The sequence below is a fragment of the Solihabitans fulvus genome (assembly GCF_008386585.1).
Classification (GTDB): Bacteria; Actinomycetota; Actinomycetes; order Mycobacteriales; family Pseudonocardiaceae; genus Solihabitans; species Solihabitans fulvus.
This window is the reverse complement of the sequence record NZ_VUOB01000045.1, coordinates 79228-80530: the sequence shown is the minus strand read 5'-3', so window position 1 is coordinate 80530 and position 1303 is coordinate 79228. Positions and strand designations below refer to the sequence as shown.

The 1303-nt window shown below is 68.4% G+C and carries 1 protein-coding gene; it reads right to left on the bottom strand.

Translation table 11 applies throughout. The annotated features are described in order from the left end of the window. Positions 1-216 precede the first annotated feature (216 nt). Positions 217-1086 carry an AfsR/SARP family transcriptional regulator gene (locus F0L68_RS25030; RefSeq protein WP_223199110.1) on the bottom strand — a complete coding sequence of 290 codons (870 nt, stop codon included), beginning with the start codon at positions 1084-1086 and terminating at the stop codon, positions 217-219. Positions 1087-1303 lie beyond the last annotated feature (217 nt).

The window sequence follows — 1303 nt, the reverse complement described above, 5'->3', positions numbered from 1 at the left end:
AGGTGCTCCTCGCGTGATCGACAATTAATGGATGGCCGGCGATGGGCGGTCAGTTCTCACGGTGTCTGTCGAAACTCGCGCAAGGCGCATTGTCACGCGAGCCTCGGCCGCACCGGCAAAGCCTGCGGCAGGCCTCTACAGACTTTCTATACTGCGATCGCAGCGAACAAATGGCGAAAATGAATCGGTGATCCGGTGAAGCGACCGCGCGAGTTCTCAGCCGAATGCGCTGCCCGGCCCGACCGCGGCGAGCCGGTCGAGGCCGTAGGGCCGGTCCCCGGTGAGGATCGCCTGGTGCGCCGCGCGCAACGCGGGGCCTGGGTCGACGCCGAGCTCCTCGGCGAGCAGGTGGCGGCCTGCCTGGTAGACGGAGAGCGCGTCGGCCTGTCGGTCGCAGCGGTAGAGCGCCACCATCAGCTGGGCGCGGAGTCGTTCCCGCAGCGGATTCCTGCCGACCATCGCGGTCAGCTCCGACACGAGCGGAAAGTGCTGGCCCAGCGCGAGATCCGCCTCGATCCGGTCCTCGACGGCCGCCATGTGCGACTCCTCGATGCCGGCGAGTTCGGTGTCGGCGAGGAATTCGGTGACATCGGCCAGCGCCGGGCCGCGCCACAGGTCGAGCGCGCGCCGCAGGAACTGCGCGGCCTTGTCGTAGGTGCCCATCACCAACGCGTTGTGGCCGACGTCCCGCAGCCGCTCGAACTCCGCGTAGTCGAAGCGCGCGTCGCCGAGCTGCAACAGGTAGCCGGGGCCGCGCCGGCAGACGCTGGTCTTGCTGCCGAGCTGCTTCCTGATCCGCGACACGTAGGTGTAGACCTGCGCGTTCAACGTCGCTGGCGGCTTCTCGCCCCACAGCAGCGCGCTCAGCCGCGCGTCCGGCAGGACCCGGCCCCTGGCCAGCAGCAGCGCCGCGAGCACGGTCCGCTGCTTCGACCCGCCGGGAAACACGTCCTGGCCGCCGACGGACACCTCAAGCGGGCCGAGGATCCGGAACTCCACGTCGGCGCCCCAGACGGGCTGCGGGTTCGCGGGGCCCGTCGCGGTGCTCGGCAGACCTCGTTCGTCGGGGACTTCCGACATGGCCATGTGCAGCGCCGGGAGGCGTGTGGCCCCAAGACGCGCGACTGTCGCGGGCGAGTTCCATCTCGGCGACATGGTGCAGCTTCCCCCATCAGCTCAGTCATCCGGACACGTGCTCGACTGTTGCCCAATTCCTCTCTGGTTCCTGTCCTACAAGGGCAATCTCGACCGACGCAGAGCCTAGGCCAGGGTTGCTAAAGGTTCACTTAAGCGACGGGATGTC

Coding starts and splice junctions, on each gene's coding strand:
- F0L68_RS25030 (WP_223199110.1), bottom strand. CDS start 1,086: ATGGCCATGTCGGAAGTCCCCGACGAACGAGGTCTGCCGAGCACCGCG.